Origin of the sequence: Pleionea sediminis (assembly GCF_007570825.1) — a bacterium.
Taxonomy (GTDB): Bacteria; Pseudomonadota; Gammaproteobacteria; order Enterobacterales; family Kangiellaceae; genus Pleionea; species Pleionea sediminis.
Genome location: NZ_SUNB01000001.1, coordinates 318230 through 333170, shown reverse-complemented (window position 1 = coordinate 333170; position 14941 = coordinate 318230). Strand labels below are relative to the sequence as shown.

Annotated in this window: 13 protein-coding genes and 1 tRNA gene; 13 read left to right on the top strand and 1 reads right to left on the bottom strand. The window is 39.1% G+C overall.

All coding sequences use genetic code 11. The annotated features are described in order from the left end of the window. The first annotated feature begins 6 nt into the window (after positions 1-6). The 3 genes from FAX86_RS01265 (at position 7) to drt3b (ending at position 4441) form a co-directional block, all read left to right on the top strand. Positions 7-384, top strand: a complete 378-nt coding sequence (locus tag FAX86_RS01265; RefSeq protein WP_144391520.1) for an energy transducer TonB — start codon at positions 7-9, stop codon at positions 382-384. An 836-nt stretch (positions 385-1220) separates the two neighbouring features. Further along, entirely contained in the window at positions 1221-2486 is a 1266-nt protein-coding gene (gene drt3a / locus FAX86_RS01260) for an antiviral reverse transcriptase Drt3a (protein ID WP_144391519.1), read from the top strand. After that, on the top strand, positions 2483-4441 hold the full coding sequence (drt3b, locus tag FAX86_RS01255) for an antiviral reverse transcriptase Drt3b (RefSeq protein ID WP_144391518.1): 1959 nt from the start codon (positions 2483-2485) through the stop codon (positions 4439-4441). Before drt3a ends, drt3b begins: the two co-directional genes overlap by 4 nt. Before the next feature lie 446 nt (positions 4442-4887). On the opposite strand, the gene FAX86_RS01250 is transcribed toward drt3b, so the two are convergent. Next, positions 4888-4964 (bottom strand) — tRNA-Met (locus FAX86_RS01250). 157 nt (positions 4965-5121) lie between these two features. Between FAX86_RS01250 and FAX86_RS01245 the strand changes: the two genes are divergently transcribed. From FAX86_RS01245 to FAX86_RS01200, 10 genes are all read left to right on the top strand, one after another. Then, complete coding sequence (locus FAX86_RS01245) at positions 5122-5775, top strand: peroxiredoxin-like family protein (RefSeq protein WP_164503411.1); 654 nt, start codon at positions 5122-5124, stop codon at positions 5773-5775. 104 nt (positions 5776-5879) lie between these two features. Further along, positions 5880-6386 (top strand): hypothetical protein, encoded by a 507-nt coding sequence (locus FAX86_RS01240; protein ID WP_144391516.1) that lies wholly within the window; start codon positions 5880-5882, stop codon positions 6384-6386. Next, positions 6383-6889: a hypothetical protein gene (locus tag FAX86_RS01235; protein ID WP_144391515.1), complete on the top strand. Its 507-nt coding sequence runs from the start codon at positions 6383-6385 to the stop codon at positions 6887-6889. The genes FAX86_RS01240 and FAX86_RS01235 overlap by 4 nt, the downstream gene beginning before the upstream one ends. A gap of 51 nt (positions 6890-6940) precedes the next feature. Beyond that, complete coding sequence (locus FAX86_RS01230; protein WP_144391514.1) at positions 6941-7435, top strand: hypothetical protein; 495 nt, start codon at positions 6941-6943, stop codon at positions 7433-7435. A gap of 75 nt (positions 7436-7510) precedes the next feature. Beyond that, the gene (locus tag FAX86_RS01225) at positions 7511-7960 is read left to right on the top strand and encodes a hypothetical protein (protein WP_144391513.1); all 450 of its coding nucleotides are present in this window, start codon (positions 7511-7513) and stop codon (positions 7958-7960) included. Between the two features lie 211 nt (positions 7961-8171). Next, positions 8172-9446, top strand: coding sequence for an efflux RND transporter periplasmic adaptor subunit (locus FAX86_RS01220; RefSeq protein WP_144391512.1), 1275 nt, complete (start codon positions 8172-8174; stop codon positions 9444-9446). A gap of 16 nt (positions 9447-9462) precedes the next feature. Then, complete coding sequence (locus tag FAX86_RS01215) at positions 9463-10182, top strand: ABC transporter ATP-binding protein (protein ID WP_144391511.1); 720 nt, start codon at positions 9463-9465, stop codon at positions 10180-10182. Between the two features lie 10 nt (positions 10183-10192). Further along, entirely contained in the window at positions 10193-11506 is a 1314-nt protein-coding gene (locus tag FAX86_RS01210) for an ABC transporter permease (RefSeq protein WP_144391510.1), read from the top strand. Positions 11507-11515: 9 nt separating this feature from the next. After that, positions 11516-12727 carry an ABC transporter permease gene (locus FAX86_RS01205; RefSeq protein WP_144391509.1) on the top strand — a complete coding sequence of 404 codons (1212 nt, stop codon included), beginning with the start codon at positions 11516-11518 and terminating at the stop codon, positions 12725-12727. A 595-nt stretch (positions 12728-13322) separates the two neighbouring features. Next, positions 13323-14864 carry a hypothetical protein gene (locus FAX86_RS01200; RefSeq protein ID WP_144391508.1) on the top strand — a complete coding sequence of 514 codons (1542 nt, stop codon included), beginning with the start codon at positions 13323-13325 and terminating at the stop codon, positions 14862-14864. Positions 14865-14941 lie beyond the last annotated feature (77 nt).

The window sequence follows — 14941 nt, the reverse complement described above, 5'->3', positions numbered from 1 at the left end:
TATATTTTGAAAAAATCAATATTAAATTATTTAGTAGCCGCACTATCAATGTTGCTTTTGGCGTCTTGTGCAAGCAATGGTTATAAGCTTGAAAATAGTGTGAATACAGAAAATTTAAGGATGGCAGGGCGTGACCCGATACCACATGTCATAGTTCAACCGGGCTATCCTAGAAAGGCGATTGAAGAAAAGCTATCGGGCTGGGTACGGCTTGAGTTTTTTATTGATGATAACGGCGTTCCCGTTGATATTAAAGTTGCAGAGTCTCACCCCGGAGATGTTTTTGTTAAGTCCGCTTTAAGCGTGTTTAAACATTGGAAATTTAAGTCGGAGCCAATTTTCAAAGAAAAGTTAGCGACTTACACACTTGAATATCAGCAATAATCGTTAGTTATTAATAGTGTTAAGAGATAGTAGTGCCAGTGATATACTATCTCTTATATTTTTCATTTTAAAAGAAATCCCTTCGGCTCATATGCCGCATAAAAAATACTATTTCCTAGTCAACAAAGTCACGTCGATCACTAATTTAATTTCTTGAAGTTGGAAATTGTCACAAAACAGTAATTTGTCGAATAATGAGGTTTTTATCTGAGTAAATACAGTATGAAAGCTCGTTACAGATTGGAACATTTCTTAGGCATTTGCTACTGTTGTCAAGAACAGTTATCGGGATGTGATGGTTTGAATTCTGCAGAGCCATATTTTGGATAGAAAGAATCTCAAATTTGTAATATCTGGAAGTTTCTGACGAAAATATTCATTTAGTTGAAAGATCGAGCTCTGCGTGGGGAATAATACAATTTGAGATTGTTGATTGGTGTAGTGTTACCGCGTGACGAGAATTCAAAAGGCTACCAGGAAAATATCATTTACCGGAAAAGGTTGAGAGTATTCGAAAAGCATCCGATGATTCCGACAGGTGTAAATTTAATCTATTGATGGGTGGCTTTTTCTGCAAGCGTAAAGAGCAGCTACTAAGGCCGCACTACAGTTTTAAATTTGATACGTCGACTGGTGAAGTGAAAGAGTCGAAGTATGGTGAAAGCTTTATTGAAAGGCTAGTTGGTCTAAAGTATAAAGCTCGAACATTTATTACTCGATTACATGAATGGAGTGTGGAAAAAGTTCGAACTGAAAGGGTTACCCCCCCCTTGGAGTTCTGTAAATAACTGTATCCAAATTCATAGAAAAAGTTATTTAAAAAGTAGAAGTTTTGAATGGATTACTCATATACAAGAGCAAATTTAGCCCGCCTACTTAATGGTTTCGATTTTTATAAATGTAAAGATCTTTTAGATGAGGATTATCGAAAAAGCTTTATTCAAGGTGCGCTAAAGTTAGCAGAAAATTTTCTAACGCCTTCTCCAACAATAAAAACTCACTTGGTAGATGGAAAGCAAGTCTATCAAATTCCTGACTTAGCATATCAATTGGTATTGAGGAAATGTACAGCGAATATTAAAAGTCGACTTAAACTCAACCTAAAGCCAAGGACTACAATAATAAGAGAACTGAAGATTGTTCTTTCAGAAGGCTCTCCATATTCACTATTTCGATTGGATATAAAAGATTTTTTCGAGACTTGTAGTCATAATTACCTTTTGAGTATATTGAAAGATAATGGCGTCGACAAAATTACGTTAAACATTATAGAGAATATATTGAAAACAACACCCTGTAGTGGAACTGGTATACCTAGAGGCTTATCAATTAGTTCTGTTCTTGCAGAATCTTATTTAAAAAATTTTGATAAGTGGGTGATGTCCGTGGAGGATATATTTTATTATTCTCGATATGTCGACGATATAATAATTGTTGCAAATAGCAAGTCGGATAATCTTCTACTGGATATAGAGACAAATTTGCCAGACGGACTCAATTTAAATCGAAAGAAAACAAATATTATTCATGTGAATAAATTCTCAAGTGGAGAGAACAATCCAGTTGCTAACTTCGACTACTTGGGCTATCAGTTTCAGGTCATAGATGATATTTCCTCAGACAAAGGCCTGCAGGATGAGAAGCGTAAAAGAGAGATAAAGACAATAAAATGCACTAGGTTTCGTAGAGTCGATGTTGATATCTCTAAGAAAAAGCTATCGAAGTTTCAAACGAAAATTTATCAAGCAATATACTCATTTGGGAAAAGTGGTGATTTTAGCTTATTAGTTGACAGGTTCAGGTTTCTTACAACCAACCGAGATATCATTGATAAGTTAAGTAACAGGAAGATACCTTCAGGAATTTATTATAATTACTCTGAAGTAGAAGGGCCTATAAGCTCGTTGGATAAGTTGGATGATTACTTGAAAGTGGCAATCTTGCATCCTCCCAGGAGATTGAAATTAGGGATGAAGCATCACCTGAGCAATGTCCAAAAAAGCAGGTTAATGAAAATTAGTTTTAAAACAGGTTTTCGGAAAAAGGTCTTTAAGCGATTTAGCTTAAATCGACTTCAAGCAATTACGAGGATCTGGAAGTGAGTAGACTCAGAGTTAATAAAAAGGATGATTTTAGAGCATTGTTGACTGATACAATGCCAGGTGATCTTCCTTTTATTTTTTCAAATGATGGTCTTTACCTAAATCTGCATAAACATGCTGAGGGAGTTGCCTCCAGAGAACTGAGTATTTTGATAGAAAGAATACTAATGAATAAGGGGGAGCAGCAGACAAGTCCTTATAAATATAGTATACGAAAAGACAAAGTTTCATTTCGACATTTATCACTTCTCCATCCTCGATTACAGTTGAGGTTATGCGAGTTTTACAACAAGTTTAGCTACCTGATTACATATCTTTGTGATAAAAGTCCTGCCTCTATTAGAGCTCCGAAGAAAATTGGGAATAGCCTTTATTTAAAAGATAAAAATATAAATTCTAAGTTTAAGAATCAAGGAATAGATACGGTAAAATCTGAAATAAATCGTTCCTATTTATCATCATTTTACTCATATGGTGGATACGACAAACTCTATAAATTTTTCAATAGTGCAAGGTATCTGGAACTTGAGAAGAAATACACCTGTATGTGGATGTTAGATATTTCGAATTGCTTTGGTAGTATTTATACTCATACTGTTACATGGGCTGTAAAGTCAAAAAGTTATGCAAAGAAAAATATAAGGCAGGAAAACCAATTTGCATGCAAGTTTGACCGGTTGATGCAGCGCTCAAATAATAATGAAACTAACGGAATAGCTATTGGTTCTGAAGTGAGTAGAGTTTTTTCGGAAGTTATATTGCAAGAAATTGATGCTCAGATAATTCAAGAGTGCGAGGAACGTTGTCAGTATAGTTACGGAATTGATTTCGAGTTTGTGAGATATGTTGATGATTATATTTTGTTCTCAAATGATGAGAAGTTAAATGAAGACGTAGCAAACATAATAAATGATAATTTAAATGACTATAATATGCGTTTAAATGAACTTAAAGTCAAAAAAATAGAACGTCCATTTATAACTAAAAAATCAATGTTGATATCAATAATGAAGGATGAGTTAGCATCTTTAGATGAAAAGCTTTTTGATGTTATTGAAGATTCTGGTTATCGTCGCTCCTATTTGAAAGGAGTAAGCTCAAATGGCCGTCTACTTCGAGATTTTGTTAATAGGATTAAACGCACTCTAGGATTAGAGGGGGCAGATTATGAAGATGTGGCAAACTTTATTATTTCAATTATTTCTTACCGAGCTATCAAAATTATAAAAGACTTTAGGATTATCACTGGGTTAAATAGGGATGAATTGGTTCTTAGGTACAGAGATACTCTGTGCCTATATGTTGATTTAATGTTTTTCTTCTTTACAATTTCACCTAGTGTTCAATCTTCTTACAAGTTAGCTAAGGTAATTGTTTTGGCTCAGAGATTCTTTAATAATTTCGCGAAAGAATTCTCTAGTTTTTTTAAATCAAGGGTAATGGAACACTACAATAAATTGGAAATGGATTTCGACAAGAAGAATAAGAGGAAAAATCATATATCAGTAGAGTGCCTGAATATACTGCTGGCAACACATGAGTTCGGTGAAGCATATTCTACATCAAGTGACAAGTTACGAAAGTTTATAGATGAAAAGCCATCATATTTTGAAATTATATCATTATTATTTTATATGAGAGATTACAAAGAATATGATAACTTGAGAGCTCAATGTGAATCAATTATCGAAAACTATATTACTGACGAAAGTAATCTCGATTATAGCTCTGAGTTCACGCATATGTTTCTAGATACAATCTGCTGTCCTTATGTTTCCGATGACTTGAAAAAGAAATTATATGTAAACTTCTATAAACAGCAGTCAATAGATTTAACTGAAAATGAAGCACAACAAAAGCTTGGAGAGCTAAATGGGATTAATTGGTTTGTAAAATGGAAGAATGTAGATTTAGTTAAGATGCTCAAAAGGAAAGAGTTGATAACGCGTTATTAGTTTGCTAGCCTCAAAGTGGTAGCGGAAGGCCGATATTGCTCTATGAGCTTGTGTTTCTTTTTGAACTTAAACTCATCTTTCATAGACAAATTTAGTTTTACTAAGCTGTTCTATTGAGGAAGTCTAACTTCCACACACCTGATGCTGAGGTTGACCGCTACCTGAATTCCTAATTATTCAAGTGGTCTCCTCCGCTTTACTTCAATACTTACTTTAAACTGTTTCGCCTTGGACTTACGGTGGACTTACGAGAATCGGAAAAGAAAAAGGCTAGTGGTTACTAACCTACTAGCCTTTTAAAAATTTGGTAGCTCCAAAAGTAGGCGCTTTAAGCGAGGGGTGGAGTTGGACTGGTCCGCATCCGGCACCGTACCCCATCTAAAAAGAGTGTCGGTGGTTTCTCGCAGTCATAAAAAAAGCCCGCTAAAAAGCGAGCTTTATAAATATGGTAGCTAGGAGTGGAGTTGAACCACCGACCCCATCATTATGAGTGATGTGCTCTAACCAACTGAGCTACCTAGCCACAATTCCCGACTTGCGTCAGGAGGCGCGTATTTTGCTGATTTCAGGGCCATCTGTCAAGGCTTAAGGGGAATTGAAATAACAAAAATTATTAAGTTGTAATGAACCCAGGTTTACTGCGTCTGAGTATTAACATCAAACCGATAATAAGAGGTATTATGAAAACTAACTTATTGATAGTTATAGCTTTATTTTTAACCACTTCGGTACTCGCTGACAAGCGCAGTCGCATTGCGGATACGCCAAATGATGTGGCTCCGTTACTGGTTGGTCAAACTATACCCGATACACCGTTATGGACTTCTGCGGGAAAACCCGTGTCATTAACAAAGCTGGCGACAAAACAGCCTATTGTGCTGGTGTTTTATCGCGGTGGCTGGTGCCCCTACTGCAATCATCAACTTCAGGAGATGAAATCCATTGAGGGCGATTTACAAAATCTGGGCTATCAAATTATTGCGGTGAGTCCCGAACTACCCGATACGATTAAGAAAATGGAGCAGGAGCGTGATTTGGGTTATTTACTCCTGTCGGACTTTCGAGTGGAGGTCTCTCGTGATTTCGGCATTGCATTTCGGGTCGAAAATGAAATTACTCAATTGATCAAAGACCGTTTAGGTGCGGAGTTGCAGCGTTTTGAAGGTGAGCAACAAGCGAACTTGCCAGTGCCAGCAGTATTCATTGTCGATAAAAAGGGTGTGATTCAATTTTCGTACGTTAATCCAAACTACCAAGTACGTTTGCATCCTGAATTATTGCTCAAAGCCGCCGAAGTTGCGCTGAAAGGCGAAGAGGTTCGTTTGAAGCGTTAACGGTTTGTTTCTTCAGAGGTTAAAAATTGAGATTGCGGTACGTTGAATCGAAAACCTTGTTAACCTAGTATTGAGTACTGCTCTCTCAACTGGTTGTATTATTAATGGATAAGTTAAATCCGTATGAGCCTGGATCTGAGTCGGCTAACGATTACAGCGACCGTTCTAATAAACGCTTGATAACGACTATGATTGGTTGTGTTCTAATTTTGGCTCCTGGTTTTATGGTTTACAGTTACGTTGTGGCTTTGTGGTATTCCGCTTCGAGTAAAGATTGGTCGGAACTCGCGATTTTATTTCCTTTCGTGCTCAATATGCTGAGTTATGCCATGTTGGTATTTCTTGGAGGCTTAATGTTAATTCGAGCGGCGTGGATATTTAAAGTATGGTGGGTTGGTATTATCCTCAGTGTGGTTGACGCGTTAGTGTCAATTTATTCTCTCTATGATTTAGCCGATAAAGTAAAAATCCCTGTCAGTACTGGCTTACTGGAAGATATTGTCATTAAGCTGGTGATTTTTCTAGTGGTTTACTTGGGGCTTTATTTCTTTTTGAAGACTCATAAATCTAAGCAAGAGTTTTCATTGTCAATTGAGCAAAATGACTCATGACGATGGACCCTTATCAATCGAGTGAAACCTCCAACGACTCACCGATTGTCCATTCAGCGAAACAGACGTTAACAACGGTACTTGCAATTACCTACATGGTGCTCGCCGGGATTGGACTTATTGTCGCTGTATTCAGTGTTGGCGTGTCACTGTCGGACACTTACGAATCTGGCCCGATGTCGCAAGTTTTGGCGCAAACGTCTTCAATACTCTCGTTGTTGAGTAAGTCTGCTTTAATGATTTTTGCGTTCACTTTATTGATTCGTGCTCGACGAATTAAATACTTTTTAATTTCCGGTATTCTTGTCAGTACGCTTGATACGATACTGGCTATGGTATTTGTTAGTCAGTTAAACTTAGATAAGTTCAGCCACCAAACAATGATGAACAGTTGGTGGTATATTTGGACTGGCGTGCCTTATTTGGTTTCTTTGGCAATGTATTTAGGTGTTTTCTTTCATTTAAGAACAAATGCCAGTCGAAAAGAATTTGAGTTGAGCTAACTGAAGCAGTCTTAAACTTGAGCTGTTCATTATTTTTAGCAGGAAGTCTAAATGGAAATTAATTATTTACTGCGCTCTGTCGTGCAAGTTGGGATTGTTCTACTGGGCGTTATACATCTCACTGGCTGTATTGGCTTTGGCGCGACTTATAGTGGTACCGAAGTTATTGAAAAGCCACAGTTGAGTTCGCGTTACTCCGACAAGAAAATTTTAGAAAGTACCGAAGAGTCCGAGTTATTAACGAAAGACGATGTTTTGGAAGCTTTTGGTAAACCCACAGAAGTTACGACGAAAGATACTCTCGAAGTTTTGTATTATGAAGGTGAAAGAGAATGGTGTGGCTTGATTCCTGTTGTGATTGTACCGATACCGCTATTTTTGCCCGTTTGTGAGACTTATAAGCGATTTACAATAGAAAACGATGTGGTTATAAAAGCAGAAATTAAGTCAACCGATGGTTGGTTAGCTTACTGTGGACCATTAGTGGGTATGAATAAAAACTGGAATACTGGTGGTGGCGGTGGCCCATTTTGTAAGTCTGAATAGTTCAGTCGGCCAGGTCATTAAGCACACTTAGCAAGACATAAAGGATATTTTTATAAATGATATTGAGGCAAACGAGTGGTTGATAAGAAGCGTCGTGAGCTATTGCAGTATGGGCTTTTGGCTTTTAAAAGGATTCTTCAAAGTGGCTATGTTGCTTTATTAGTTTTTATTTTGCTCCTTTTTACTGTGACTCCAATTTGGGTGATTTTTCAGTTGGACAATCCCATTGTGGTATTTGCGACGATAGCGGCAATTACTATTTCGTTAGTGTTACTCAGAAAATGCTTTCGCAAGCTGCTCGCTCTTTACTACCTGAGAAGCAAGCATCGAGGAAAAATGAATGTTTTTATCGCTGATGTTATTGTCTCGACATTAATTATTGCATTTGCCAGTTCTCGCTTGACGGTTGCCTATATTGACGGGCGACTGGATAATGTTGTTATGTGGAGCATTCTTATGGGGTTTGTTATTTATCTATTAGCTAAAAAAGTTCGTCAACAACAAGTAAAGCCCTCTCAACGTTGAATTAACAGAGAGTTTATTGGTGATTTAATTTGATAAAAACACACTTTAAATCGTTACCCAGCCCTTTAATAACAACGGCTTGATTCATATATACATTTTTCTGACACATTTTTTTACGTCCTTAATTCAAACTATTTGAATTCTCTTCTCGTCATTTAAAGATATGACTGTTGTTCCGGTCATCATCGATGAATGAAATTGGGGATTTCAAGTGAAGATAGCAGATACGTCTGGGCAAGATGTGGTACTAGAACGCCCAAAAAATCGCAAGAAACGCATTATTTATTTGGGGTTAATAACCCTGTTTATTATTTCAATCTTATTGTTGGCTCCGGCATTTTCTCGCTGGTCTTCTGCGGAACACAGTGTTTCTTACGATCGCGTTCGTCTAGCTACCGTGAGTCGCGGTGATTTTGTTCGCGATGTTTCAGTACAAGGAAAAATAATAGCGGCAGTGAGTCCGACACTGTACGCCTCTGCATCAGGGACCATTAGTTTTCATGTTCAAGCTGGCGAAGATGTCACACAAAATCAATTGCTCGCTGAAATTGATAGCCCAGAACTCAATAATCAACTTGAACAAGAACAGGCAACTTTACAAAGCATGGTGATAGATAAAGATCGCCAGGTGATTCAATCGAAAAAACAAGCCCTCGAAAATCAGAAACGCGTCGATTTAGCAAAAGTAACGTTAAACGCTGCTGAGCGTGAAATGCGTCGTGCTGATAAAGCGTATCAACGCAATGCCATCAGCTCTATCGATTATGAAAAGGCGCAAGACGATCTACAAAATGCCAAGCTGGCTTACCAACATGCGGTGCAGGACGCAAAGTTGAATAAAGAAAGTCTCGATTTTGAACTGAAAACAAAGCGTTTACAAATTCAACGGCAACAACTGATGGTTAATGATTTGTTGCGTCAGGTTGATGCATTAAAACTTCATTCGCCAGTCGATGGCATTGTTGGTCAGCTTGTTGTGGAAGAGAAGACCGCGATTGCCAAAAATCAACCCGTGATTTCGGTTGTCGATTTAACACAATTTGAAGTTGAAGTGTCGGTTCCTGAATCTTATGCCGATGATTTAGGCATTGGTATGGAAGCCGAAGTACGAGCGGGTAATGAATTGTATCAAGCGACACTAGTGTCTATTTCACCGGAAATTCAAAACAATCAAGTACTAGGTCGGGTTCGTTTCCAAGGGAAACCTCCGGAAGGGCTGCGACAAAACCAACGTTTAACGACACGTATTTTATTAGAGCTAAAGCAAGATGTCTTGATGGTTAAGCGTGGGCAGTTTCTTGATTCGGGTGCGGGGCGCGTTGCTTATCGAGTAACTGGAGATGTCGCTGAGAAAACGGCGATTAAAACCGGTGCCAGAAGTTTGAGCCATGTTGAAATTATTGATGGCTTAGAGCCCAACGAGCAAATCATTATTTCGAGTACAGAATCTTTTCAGGGCGCAGCAAGCGTTTTGATCAATCGGTAAAAAACAGGAGTCCGTTATGTTAAAGATGTCCAATATTAAAAAAGTTTTTCGCACGGAAGTGGTAGAAACGCATGCGTTACGCGATTTCTCATTGCATGTAAAGGAGGGTGAGTTTGTTGCTGTAACGGGACCTTCTGGCTCTGGAAAAACAACCTTTCTAAATATTGCTGGATTGCTGGAGACATTTACCGATGGCGATTATTTGCTGGATGGTGTTGATGTTCGCAATCTTAATGATAATCAACGGTCACAATTACGAAATGAAAAAATCGGTTTTATCTTTCAAAGTTTTAATCTGATTCCGGACTTAAATTTATTTGATAATGTGGATGTGCCTCTTCGATATCGAACGATGAATAGTAAAGAAAGAAAAGAACGCATTGAACATGCGTTAGAGACGGTTGGTTTGGTGAATCGAATGAAGCATATTCCCTCGCAATTATCTGGTGGCCAACAGCAACGTGTGGCTATTGCAAGAGCACTCGCCGGCTCACCGAGATTTTTACTAGCGGATGAACCAACAGGAAACTTAGATTCCGAAATGGCAGAAAGTGTTATGTCTTTGTTAGAGGATATTAATAGCAAAGGAACAACCATAATTATGGTCACTCATGATTTAAAACTAGCGCAGCGTACTCCGAGAGCCATTGCCGTTAAAGATGGACGAGTCACAGAGTTGAGTCATGTCGTTGAGCCAGTTATCGACATTGCAACGGCTAAGCCGGCTATGGCTTAAGGAATCGACTATGTTGAGTTACTACTTGCGTTTAGCGCTTTTATCGATAAAGCGAAATCCAATCTTAAGCACGTTAATGGTTGCGGCTATTGCGGTGGGGATTGGAGCATCCATGACAACGATTACTGTTAACTATGCCATGGGCAGTGATCCTGTTCCACATAAAAGTGATGAGCTGTTTGCGGTTCAAGTCGATAGTTGGGATCCCAACAATCCTTTTCGTGAGCCCAACATTGCGCCAGATCAAATGACTTACATGGATGCGATGGCATTGATGAAATCGGCACCGGCAAAGCGTCAAACGGCAATGACGAAAACGTTTGCCGTGATAGAACCGGAAGATCGCGATGTTCGACCATTTGAAACAACAGGCCGCGCTACTTATGGTGATTTCTTTCAAATGTTTGAACCACCTTTTTTATACGGTAATGGTTGGTCGCGAGAGAGTGACGACAATCTTGAAATGGTGACGGTATTGAGTCGCGAAACCAATGAAAAGTTATTTGGTGGTGACAATTCGGTTGGCAAGTTTGTTCGTATTGGTGGAAGAAACTATAAAGTGGTTGGAGTGCTCGATCATTATCGCCCCGTTCCTAAATATTACGATGTGACGAATGGTCCTTTTCGAGATCCCGAAGATTATTATATTCCTTTTAATTTAGTGGCGGCATTTGAGCTTTCTCGAGCGGGAAATACTAATTGCTGGAAACCCAACAATGAAGAGGGCTTTCAGGGCTTTTTAAATTCGGAATGCGTTTGGATTCAATTCTGGGCAGAACTACCAACAAAGTCTGAACAAGAAGATTACCTTGCGTTTCTTAATAACTATGCCAACCAACAAAAAGAACTAGGGCGTTTTCCACGACCTCTCAATAACCATATTCAAAGTGTTATGCAATGGATGGAGTTGCAAGGCGTAGTCGACGATGGTGCGCAAGTGGTTATGTGGTTATCGATCATGTTCTTGCTGGTTTGTTTGTTGAATACCATTGGTTTGTTGTTAACAAAGTTTTCGACCAAAGCGGGCGAAATTGGTTTGCGACGTGCGTTGGGTGCTTCTAAAAGAACGTTATTTTTACAGCACATTATTGAGTCGGCCATGATTGGCGTTGCTGGTGGTTGTGTTGGCCTTTTTTTAGCATGGGGAGGATTGCAGGGTATTGGCGCTTTATTTGGCAACGAAGTTCAGCACTTGGTTCGACTGGATGTCACTATGATGTTTACCGCAATTTTATTAGCCATTGTGTCTGCTTTATTGGCAGGAATTTATCCAACCTGGCGAGCGTGCAACATTCAACCTGCTGTTCAATTAAAGACGCAATAAGGAGCCATTATGCAAATTCGTCCAATACTCAGTGCATTGTCACGAAATAAAACAGGAGCGATTCTGATCGCGTTACAAATTGCGTTAACGATGACCATAATTGTTAATTCTGTGTTTATGATTCAAGATCGGCGCGGACAAATGGACCGTGCTTCTGGAATTGATGAAGCCAATACTTTTATCTATTCGTATTCGGGTTTTGCTGAAGACTTTAATGAAAAAACTCAGATACCTGAAGATTTAAACTACATTCGTCAATTGCCCGGTGTTGTTGATGCCGTTCAAACGAACTCTGCGCCATTAACTGGCGGTGGTTGGTCGATGGGGCTGGCCACCGAACAAGGCGCCGATGCCGATGGAGTTGGAACCGCCATTTATTTTGTCGACTCACATGGGCTCGATGCGTTTGGTGTTAATTTATTAGCCGGACGAAACTTTACGCCTGATGAGGTTATATGGCGAGAACGGTCGGAGACAAAATGGCCAGGACAAGGAATTATCACGAAAGAACTGGCGTCCGATATGTTTGATGGTGACTGGCAGGCTGCACTCGGTAAAACCGTCTTTATTGCAGAAACTCATCCAATCAATATTGTTGGAATTGTTGAGAAAATGCAGGCGCCTTGGAATGGTTGGAATGGTATTGAGCGTACTTTGTTATTTCCATCGCAGTTATTATTTGGTTCTGGTCGTGTGATGGTTCGCACAGAGCCGGGTGAACGCGATCGACTTATGAGAGAAGTCGAGGAAGGATTGGTTGCCAATTATGATGGAAGATTGATTCGTCGTGTGCAAAGCATGGAGGAAATTCGTGAGAACAGTTATCGCAATCATAATGGAATGAATACGATTCTTACGACACTGATTGTTTGTCTTACCGTAATTACCGCTTTAGGTATTGTCGGGTTAGCAAGTTTCAGTGTGAATCGTCGGAAAAAGCAAATAGGGACACGCCGTGCTTTAGGTGCTCGGAAAATAGATATTATGCGTTATTTTATGTTGGAGAATTTTTTGATTACGTCTTTCGGTGTGATTGTTGGCGCGGGAATGACTATTGGACTCAATATGTTATTAGTAAATGCATTGGATTTACCCAAACTCGATTGGTATTACGTACCCGCTGGTATGGTTGTACTTTGGTTAATTGGTCAATTGGCGGTGTATGGCCCTGCCAAAAAAGCGTGTCAAATCTCTCCCGCCTTGGCGACGCGAAGTGTTTGATTGAAAAAGCGCCTAACGGCGCTTTTTTTGATGTTTTTATTCGATATGAATAGATTTTTTCGATGTTCGAACATTGTTTTCTTTGAGCAATTCATTGTTTAATTCAAGTTAGTTGTATAGTTAAACAACTCATTTTTGAATCCTATTTCTACTGCACTGCCGCAATCGTGCTGTTTGACTAATAACTAAAACTTACTTTTTTCTGTTTTTCAATTCCTTTTCAAAAACAAGCTCTAATTTTGAACAACCCAAGTTAATGAATGAATTTGAACATTGTTTCTTTTCGATTTGTTGAAAAATGTCAGCCGTTAAAAGCGAAATTCTTATTTTCTTTTCTAGTGCCTTATAAATTCAATTACTTAATTTCAAATTTTGAATACTGGAAAATAAATCGTAAATAGTTTGGTATTTTTGGGCAAGAAATCGATTTTGAGATTTTTGTTTTCGCATTAATCAATTTTGTTTCTTGCTAATTAATTAATAGAAATTGAGATTTTTTCGTTGTTTCTTGGCCAAAAAATAACCTTGTTTTAAGTAGTGGTGAAATATAAGGTTCACAAAAGTTTAATAGTGACCAATAAAAAATGGAGAGTTCATGAAAATAACAATAAAAAATATTTTGGTGTCGAGCGCACTGGTGGTTCAGTCCCTTGCATCATTTGCTGGTGGAGATTCTTGTCCTGCGGTTTATAAAAAAGCCGAAATTAAATTGCCATTTAATCCGGCTTTTACTGAAGTTGATCGATTCTACGATGGACATGGGCTGACGGTTACCAGTTTTTATAATAAAGATATAAGAGTTCCTGGTGGGTTTGCCGAGCGTGATTTGGTGGCTCGAATTCCTTGGATAAATGATTATTATAGTGACAATTTTGACGCTTCTCGTGATATGGAAATCATTACTGATATTGATGCTGCGCCAGGCACGTCTCGTACAGTGTGGCCAAATGGAGTAAAACGCGCTCCGGTCGACTTAGTGCCTTTCGAAGCAATTATTGTTGCTCAAGGATTTTTGCGCACACCTGCTCCAGGTCGTTTAACGCTCATTAATATTTCCGATCCTTTGAAAACAGAATACGTGATTCATCAAAGTGGTATGGATGGCACTATGCCAACGTTTTATCACGATTTTGTCGTTCATGATATGGACGGAGATGGTAAGCGAGATATTGTTTCTTTACGTTCTTCTTTTAATGTCATTTTAGGCACACCGCCTTTCGGTGAGCTTGTCTGGTTTAAAAATCCAGGGGATGCACTGTCTCCAAATACAGCCTGGGAAGAGCACCTTCTGGTTGGTGGTCCAACGGTTGGCTTTAAAGGGCCGGATACGCATTTGGAAATACACGACTTTGAAAACGATGGAATTCCAGAGATCGTTACAACCCACTTTTTCACGGGGGATAGTCAAGCACATGGCAAGATTGCTATTTATGGTGCTCCGGTCGGAAAAAACTGGGCGGATGTTAATCCAATGATAATGCCTGCACGTTCGGCGACCATCAGTGGTGATCAAGGCTTACCGTTTGATATTCAAATTGTTGATTTAAACAAAGATGGTCGCGTTGATATTTTAGCAACCAATCATCAACCCGATGCTTGTCGTCCATTTCCTACCGTTCCTGGTCGAGTGTACGCATTAGAAATGCCTGAAAGCGGAGATATTTTCCAAGATGCATGGCCAGTGCATATTTTACTCGATAACATTCGTCCGCAACCTTCATTAGCTGGAACTCAAGGTCTGGGTCGATTGGCTCCTGGAAAAGCAACCGCTTTTTACATGCGTCAATTTGATAAATACAGTTATTACAAAAAGCCACACATTGTTGTTGGTGGCGATGAAGCGGGTAAAGTATGGGTTCTTACACCAACTCATAATGACTGGGAGTATGATTCAAACGTTATCTTTGACATTAATCATCACTATGGAGAGGGAACCACTCAGACAACAACCGCAGCTGGCGTAACCGTGTCGACTATTGGTGCCGTCTCTGTGAGTTACGACAATTTATTTGCACGAGCAAACTTATTTATTCCTGTTTTCGAGGGTAAAGAGATTTTAGTTTATACCTTTAATCGACGATATCGCGAGCGAGTCGCGTGTGTTGAAGATACCGTATTAGCTTGTCCTGCTCCTTAAAGCATCCTAAAACTTGGTCGCGACTTGTGACGTCGTCGACCAAGTTCTTCTCTTTCTGTACTATTATTAGCATTTAA

Excerpts from the sequence above, each read along its gene's own strand:
- drt3a (WP_144391519.1), top strand. The coding sequence starts at position 1,221 with ATGGATTACTCATATACAAGAGCAAATTTAGCCCGCCTACTTAATGGT.
- FAX86_RS01245 (WP_164503411.1), top strand. The coding sequence starts at position 5,122 with ATGAAAACTAACTTATTGATAGTTATAGCTTTATTTTTAACCACTTCG.
- FAX86_RS01240 (WP_144391516.1), top strand. The coding sequence starts at position 5,880 with ATGGATAAGTTAAATCCGTATGAGCCTGGATCTGAGTCGGCTAACGAT.
- FAX86_RS01235 (WP_144391515.1), top strand. The coding sequence starts at position 6,383 with ATGACGATGGACCCTTATCAATCGAGTGAAACCTCCAACGACTCACCG.
- FAX86_RS01230 (WP_144391514.1), top strand. The coding sequence starts at position 6,941 with ATGGAAATTAATTATTTACTGCGCTCTGTCGTGCAAGTTGGGATTGTT.
- FAX86_RS01215 (WP_144391511.1), top strand. The coding sequence starts at position 9,463 with ATGTTAAAGATGTCCAATATTAAAAAAGTTTTTCGCACGGAAGTGGTA.
- FAX86_RS01210 (WP_144391510.1), top strand. The coding sequence starts at position 10,193 with ATGTTGAGTTACTACTTGCGTTTAGCGCTTTTATCGATAAAGCGAAAT.
- FAX86_RS01205 (WP_144391509.1), top strand. The coding sequence starts at position 11,516 with ATGCAAATTCGTCCAATACTCAGTGCATTGTCACGAAATAAAACAGGA.
- FAX86_RS01200 (WP_144391508.1), top strand. The coding sequence starts at position 13,323 with ATGAAAATAACAATAAAAAATATTTTGGTGTCGAGCGCACTGGTGGTT.